6 protein-coding genes and 2 pseudogenes are annotated in these 6,973 nt (G+C 53.4%); 4 read left to right on the plus strand and 4 right to left on the minus strand.

What is annotated here, in order from left to right:
- Nucleotides 1-124: pseudogene (locus BLR34_RS16740) on the plus strand (ISH3 family transposase); the annotation flags it as partial.
- Nucleotides 125-281: 157 nt separating this feature from the next.
- On the opposite strand, the gene BLR34_RS16160 reads toward BLR34_RS16740, so the two are convergent.
- Entirely contained in the window at nucleotides 282-1,613 is a 1,332-nt protein-coding gene (locus tag BLR34_RS16160) for a hypothetical protein (RefSeq protein WP_092704896.1), read from the minus strand.
- Nucleotides 1,614-1,714: 101 nt separating this feature from the next.
- Between BLR34_RS16160 and BLR34_RS16165 the strand changes: the two are divergent.
- A pseudogene (locus tag BLR34_RS16165) lies at nucleotides 1,715-1,918 on the plus strand (DUF7567 family protein); the annotation flags it as partial.
- 22 nt (nucleotides 1,919-1,940) lie between these two features.
- On the opposite strand, the gene BLR34_RS16170 reads toward BLR34_RS16165, so the two are convergent.
- On the minus strand, nucleotides 1,941-2,804 hold the full coding sequence (locus tag BLR34_RS16170) for a hypothetical protein (protein WP_218120925.1): 864 nt from the start codon (nucleotides 2,802-2,804) through the stop codon (nucleotides 1,941-1,943).
- Between the two features lie 203 nt (nucleotides 2,805-3,007).
- On the minus strand, nucleotides 3,008-3,931 hold the full coding sequence (locus BLR34_RS16175; RefSeq protein WP_092704900.1) for a MarR family transcriptional regulator: 924 nt from the start codon (nucleotides 3,929-3,931) through the stop codon (nucleotides 3,008-3,010).
- A gap of 140 nt (nucleotides 3,932-4,071) precedes the next feature.
- Here BLR34_RS16175 and BLR34_RS16180 point away from each other — a divergent pair, with 140 nt between their 5' ends.
- Nucleotides 4,072-4,395, plus strand: coding sequence for a DUF6788 family protein (locus BLR34_RS16180; protein ID WP_092704902.1), 324 nt, complete (start codon nucleotides 4,072-4,074; stop codon nucleotides 4,393-4,395).
- Between the two features lie 937 nt (nucleotides 4,396-5,332).
- Nucleotides 5,333-6,571, plus strand: coding sequence for an orc1/cdc6 family replication initiation protein (locus BLR34_RS16185; RefSeq protein ID WP_092704904.1), 1,239 nt, complete (start codon nucleotides 5,333-5,335; stop codon nucleotides 6,569-6,571).
- Nucleotides 6,572-6,637: 66 nt separating this feature from the next.
- Here the strand turns inward: BLR34_RS16185 and BLR34_RS16190 are convergent.
- Nucleotides 6,638-6,973, minus strand: a 336-nt coding sequence (locus tag BLR34_RS16190; protein WP_143414197.1) for a transposase, incomplete at its 5' end; no start/stop codon positions are given.

The raw sequence follows: 6,973 nt of genomic DNA on the forward strand, positions 1-6,973 counted from the left end.
CCGCCTCTGGAGATGGCCGTTCGCGGAGTTTTGTGAGATGGTGTTGCGGGCCGCTTGGACAGCGCTTGGTGTGCGTAGAGCAGTCCCAGCGAACCAGTCACTCGACGACCGGTTCTTCCGGTAGCTGTCCACCGATCCGGACAGCGGTCGTGAGTGGCGACACTGTCGCGTCGGCGGCGATCCGCCGCCGACAGCGACGGTCCATGCCGAAGATCCCGCTCACTAGCGCTTCGAAGACGCTCCACGACCAGTTCAATCTGATTCACCGCCATCAGACGAGGTTACGCGGCTGTCGATGTGATCGACTGATCTTGGGTGAGCGTATAGTATCCATCTGCTTCTTGGGCGATTCTCCGGTTGACTAAGTCGTTACAGAGACGCTCAGCCTCACCGGGATCTAGTTCGACATCGTTACGGATATTGTTCGCATTGCGAGCAATAACTTCTGGCGGAACATCCCCCGCACCGCCTAAATACCGCATTATTGCGTCAACTTCAGGTGTTATCCAGTCCGGAAAGGGTGCATACTCGTATTCTCCGTCTCCACATTCCCGCAGGGGTTGACCCCAGCCGGTCACGTTCGGTAGTAGCGTCTGGATCTTGGCGACTTTGTGGATATCGCGGAAAATTGGATAGGCCCGTTCGAAGATCTGTTTCTCGGACAATACCTTGCCTCGTTCGTGTTCAAATACTTCTGCTAGCCAGTCCTCCGGAGCTACAGTCGGGTGTTCTGGGCGATACAGGCTACCATCCGTATCCTCCACAGCAAGAGGGAGATCGAAATCGACGAGTTCGTCGATATTTTCAGAGAGCCGGTTATTGAGTAGCGAACGTAGATATGCTTGGGCAGATGAAGCCTTTTTGGCGGCGTTATCAACGTGTTCGCCTTGGTGGACGATTGTCCCTCGATCACTTCCAATAGTACTGATATCGTCTACGGCCTCTTCGTCGTACTCTGTTTCCTCCTCGAGGGTTCGTTTCACTGCGTCAGTGTAGCGTTCATTTTGAAGATGGCCAAGCATGGATCGTACTCGCTGCCGTAGGTCGTCGAATTCCTCAAGTTCATCTTCAACTGTCTCCATCAGGCCCTTGAACGCGTCCTGTTCGTCATCAGAAAGGAATGTCTGGACCTCAGCAGACGCTTCCAGCCCGGTCCAGAAAGCAACTAGCCGGTCTTCGGGGGTCTGAGTTCCTAATCCAATGGTGTACCATGTGAGAGCTCTCTTTGTCCGATCTGAAATATCGAGGTCATCGGTTACAGTTTCTAAAATCCCGTCCGCAATAGATATAGAGAACTCCGTGATGTGGGTCGGTGAATCGATTCGCTGAGTGTAGTTCTGATCGGTTCGGCTCACTTCGTACGGCTCTCCCACGAAAACTCCGTCCTCAACTACGTACGAGAGGATGTTGATGATTTCCTGAGCCTTTTCCCGATATTCGCCTTGGGCCAGATCCTCGGCCTGGTCCGGATCTGCCGCGTTTGTTGTGAACTCTAATACCGCTTCGACACTGTGCTGATCAGATCGAGGTTGCAACACGGCGTCTTGAATTTTGCCACCGTTTTGGATGTTGACAGGACCATAGAGACGATATGACAGTTTATATTCCGGCATATTGGGAGTGTAATTTGGTAGACGGATATTTTTTCCTGAGAACCGACCGCCGGCACGAGTTTTTCGAGCGCCGGCGATGGGTGCCGGCGCAGCCGGAGCGAGCTACCACAACCTGGAATCTTCACGTCGACGAGAAACTGCGCCGCGACCTGCCTGATGGGTCGGCACGCGTGAAGATCCTCGGCGCATCAGGCGCCTACAAAGTCGACTGGTGGAGTTCAGAGCCGGGTGAGGACTGGGTGCCTGTCGAGCGTGGCGAGTTCGACGACATCGAGGAACCATCGGAGGTGTCGCATCTGGCGTAGAGCACACATTAGGGCGGTGAATTTACTCCTGACACACGTCGCAGTCTCCACACCCACGAGGGGTTCGCTCTCCGAAGTAGAGGCGGCGCCATCGAGCAAACTGATCCGCATACGTGTCCTTGCTGTACGGGAATTGGTACAAATTGACCCCGTCCGGCAGGTCTGTGATTTCGGGGGCGTCTACGCCGGGGAATCCGTTACGAAACACGAGATCTTCTGTTTTGGAGACCAACTCAGGTGCAACTGTGGATGGGTCCGAGGCCTTCAAGAAATAGAGTGATGGTATGAACTCCTTCGGGTCGATGAATCCGTTTGCGTGAAGAATCCATCCACAGAGCCACAGATACGCCTTCTCACTGGAGAAGAAGACTCCGTAGTGGTTGTCCGATTGCCGGCGTTTGTACACGAACACGGGGAGACCATAGCTGAAGCCGACCCGCATTGGCTCTGCGTGGATATAGCAGTCCTCACGGTCGATGTAGTGGACCAACGGAGCTTGACACAACTTGCCCGGGTGCTCACCAGTACCGATCTGCTCCCACAGCTCCGAAACGGAGGCCACGTCCGCGCTCTCGTCCTCAAGAGTCGTATCATCGATTGCACGATGGACGGACGCAGCGGACTGAATCTCCTCAGGAAGATCGTCGCTAGACAGCTCCGCCGTCTCTCGATCAGGGAGTGTCCGATAGAAGTGTTTATAGAAGCCCTCACGACGCCGCTTATCGGCGAGCGCTTCGCACCGGGCGCAATCCTCGATGAACATCGCTGGGACCACCCGGTCTGGATTCTCGGCGGCCTCCTCGTACAGACTACGTTGTCGTTCAGCACGCCTGGCAATCTCATCCGGTTCGGGGAGCGGTGAGCCCCTCTCAGACTCCGATGACATACGCATACCTTTGTGCTGGAACACCATCAGTTTCCGAGCAAGGACTCCACCCGACTGCAGTCTTGCGAATTTCGGAATTCATTTTTAACAGGATTTAAGTTGGCCAGTGACAACATTCGTCGAGATTCCAGCGACTCCCTCGATTCAGGAGAGGTTGTTTCTGCGCCGGCGGTGATCGATGTACTCGCGTCCGAATGTTGGTCTCATGGTAGTGGCACCTCGTAGTCAGCCGCCAGCTCCTGAAACTCGTGCCACTCCGGGAGCCGGTCGTCATCGACCTCGCCGTGCGTCTCAAGGTAGCGCAGCAAGGCGTCGATTTCGTCTTCGAGGCCATACTTCGTTGCCTGCTTTCGGAGATTCTCCTCGTCGACGTCGACGTGGCTGAGCAGGAGGAGACAGTACGAGCGGTGGCGGCTGCCGTCGTCGATCAGCAGCGTGTGACAGCAGAGCTCTGCCGGCGAGACTGCATCAAGTTCCTCGGAGTAGATGTAGTAGCGGTGGCTGGTAAGAAGAAACTGGAGGTCGAATGCTGCGAATCGAGCAAGGCAGGTTTCACAGAATTCCTCTGCGTCGATCTCCGTCTCGGTCTGAGCGAGGAATTCGTCGTAGCCCCCCCAGAGAATTGTGCCCTTCGGGGCGACGGATTCCAGCCGTTGGCGATGGAGATGATGCGTGAGTTCACGGGCGAACTTATGAAGACGGTCGAAGTCGGCGTTAAACTCGTAGTGGCTGCCGTCTGTCCCGACGAGACCACGGTCGCGAAACCGCTTGAGGACGCGATTAACCGTGTTGCGGTAGTTGTCGCTCCGGTGAGCGAGCTCGGAGACGGTCCGCAGCTGGTCGAGATAGTACAGCACTTCGAGTGCCTTCCCGGTCAGCAGCTCGGGGAAGTCGATGTGGGAGTATTGGCGGACGAGGTCCTGGTATAGTTCAACGGCGCGAGCATCCGACTGAATAACTCGTTTTTGCCGGCCGTCGCGTTCCGTGTAGACGAGTCTCTTCTCGACGAGGTCAGCGACGGCACGAGAGAGGTAACTCTCGCTGTGGTCGAGCTTCGTCGCGAGTTCCGAGATCGTGTCGCCGCGGTCGACCGTGGCGAGGACCTCAAGTTCGATGCGCCGGAGCATAGTGTAACATAACACGAAACTATTATATAAACCAGTTGCAGAAAAAGTTACAGACAGTGAGTCTGGAAGAAGGCTTCACGAGCTTAACCAACAGCTCTATAGAATAGCAGACAGTGTTGGTTAACACGAGGCGACTACTGATGTCCTACGAACCACCGACCCCGCCGGCGGATCTACCGACAGAGATCCTGGACAATCTCAACGGTTACTCTCCGGAGCAGCTCCAACACGTCGCACGCTATGCCGAGGAACTGGCAGAGCACAAAGCTCGCGAGGCCCGCCTTGAGGAGGAGTCGGATGAGAATAAGAGCGATGAGCGTCCGGACGATCTTCCGGACAACATCCCGGCGAAGGCCACGATCACTATCAAGGAAATCAACGACAATCGCTACTATTACTGGCAGTGGCGAGAGGGAGAGAAGATCAAGTCAAAATATAAGTCGCCAGTCGCCCCCGACGAATAAGCCAATATTCGAAATAATTCGGAGGGCCGCCAAGAGAACAACCACCTCATGGAATGACCGTATCGAGGTTATTGGGCAGAAAAGAACTGCGGACATAGTGGGGTATATTGAGACAGCGAAGAATATCTCACTGACTCGGCGACCCACCGCGTTTCCGATGAAAGCTGAGTCAGGATGATAGCTTGATGGATATTGAACTACCCCACAATGTCCGCGGTTCTCGAGCAGAAAGAAGTTCTGTAGTAGAATAACTGCGGACACGGTGGAGTGTTTTTTAACAGAATTTAGAAGAGAGGTAAGAAGGTCTGTGCAACCCGTTCTGAGTAACACCCCACTATGTCCGCAGCTCTTGACCGCCGTCTGTGAAAACTTCAGAATAACTGCGGACATGGTGGGGTGTATTGAGGGAAAAGGGAAGAAGACATCCGGTGATGTCACCAAGATCCGAGCAGCAGATGGTACCAGATGAATCTGATCACGATCTGGCTAAAGCAACAGAGCGGGGACAGAGAGCGACTTGCAACGGGAGAAGAGGGAGGGAGAGAGAGTGACAGAACAGGAGTTGTCGAACCCTTACTACCACTTGGAGAGAAGACTGTTCAAGAAAGGACACCCCCACCCCACTTTGTCCGCTGTTCTCCGACAAACGGGAAAGAAGGAGTTCTCAAGCCATCACAGTGATGGAAATGTCGTGGACATCCCCTAGTCTTCATACTGTCATTCGGACAATTCAAAACATGCCATAATAAAACTATCCTAGTAAAACAAACAATAAAGATATTGCTAGCTACCACACCCCACTCTTGTACCCAATTACTGCGGACAAAGTGGGGTGGGGGTGTTTCCCTTCTACATTTATACTCTATGAACAGCGGAAACGGCGGACACTGCGGACAGGGTGGTTTTATTACACTCCGTTTCTATGTTTGCTCCAAGGATGGGAATGTTTCAGCGGGACACGGAAATCTACAAAAACCGCGATGCCCTTCGTGAAGACTATCAGCCCGATGAATTAGTCGGTCGAGATGAGGAATTGGCTCGATACAAGACAGCTTTACAACCCGTAATCAACGGCGAGCAGCCGAATAATATCTTCCTGTATGGAAAGACTGGGGTTGGTAAAACTGCAGGGACGCGATTCCTCTTGGATCATCTGAGTGAAGATGCGGCACAATATGATGATATTGAACTCACAATCAAGATTCTCAACTGCGATGGTCTCTCCAGTAGTTATCAGATTGCGACTCGTCTCGTGAACAAATTCCGCGACGACTCAAATCAGATTTCTACGACAGGGTATCCTCGTGCAACCGTTTATGATATGCTCTGGAGCGAACTCGACGAGTGTAGAGGGACTATCATTATCGTCCTGGATGAAGTCGATCATATTGAGGATGATAGTATACTGTACCAACTTCCGCGTGCACGAGCTAACGGTAATCTCTCGAACGCAAAGATTGGAATAATTGGGATTTCAAACGACTTCTCATTCCGCGATAATCTCTCACCCAAGGTGAAGAGTTCACTCTGTGAAGAAGAACTCCAATTCCCTGCTTACAATGCCGAGGAACTCATTCAGATTCTCTCTCAACGCGCTGAAGTCGCATTTCATGATGATGTCATCAGCGATGGTGTGATTCAGCTGTGTGCGGCTTACGGTGCGAAAGATGCCGGTGACGCCCGTCAGTCTCTTGATCTTCTCATGAAAGCTGGTGATATTGCTCGGGATAACGAAACGGATGCAGTCACCGATGAATTAGTTCGCGAAGCGAGGGATGAACTTGAGCGAGGCCGGATTCGGGAGGGAATTTCCGGTCTGACCCAGCACGGACATCTTGTACTGTACGCTGTTTTAACCCTCGAGCGGCAAGACAAGACTCCCGCTCGTTCTCGGGACATCCGGCCAAGATATACGAGTTTCGCTGAACAGGTCGGTGTAGACCCATTAGTTCCGCGTCGCATGCGTGATCATCTTGGCGAACTCTCTATGTTGGGAATCATCTCAGCTGTCGAACGAAACGAAGGACGTCGAGGTGGTACCTATCGTGAGTACTCACTAGACATGGACATCAACATGGTACTTGAAGCGCTCGAAGAAACTGTCTCGGAGGTTGGAATTCACGAGTCCATTGAGGAACTGGTCGATCATGAAAAGACCCTTTCTGAGTATTCTTAATTCCGCCGTGCGAATCCGTGTTCCAGCCAATGGATATTGACCTACTTGAGCGTGTCATAGAATCGTTCACAGGGTTTTGAGCTTCGTTCGCCCGGGATTGTCTCCCTGTTCGTAGTTGGTGACTGCGACGATCACACGGAGACAAAGCGCCACGAACACCTGTGTTCGTGCGTGGACGCGGCCTCGGGCGAGGACGTGCCCGAGGCCGCAATCCTTGCAGGCTTCGTTTGTTCGTTCCACCTGCGTCCGGTGTTCGTACGTCTCGTCGAGCACTGACTGCTTGAGGCTGATGTCTTCAGCGTGTTCGTCGATGCGATCTTCGACCCTGTAATCGATGTCCAGCGGGTCGTCCGTATTGCGTGGATTGTACGGTGCAATCGGCACGACTCCCTGCGCCAGCAG

The sequence above is a fragment of the Halovenus aranensis genome (assembly GCF_900100385.1).
Lineage (GTDB): Archaea > Halobacteriota > Halobacteria > Halobacteriales > Haloarculaceae > Halovenus > Halovenus aranensis.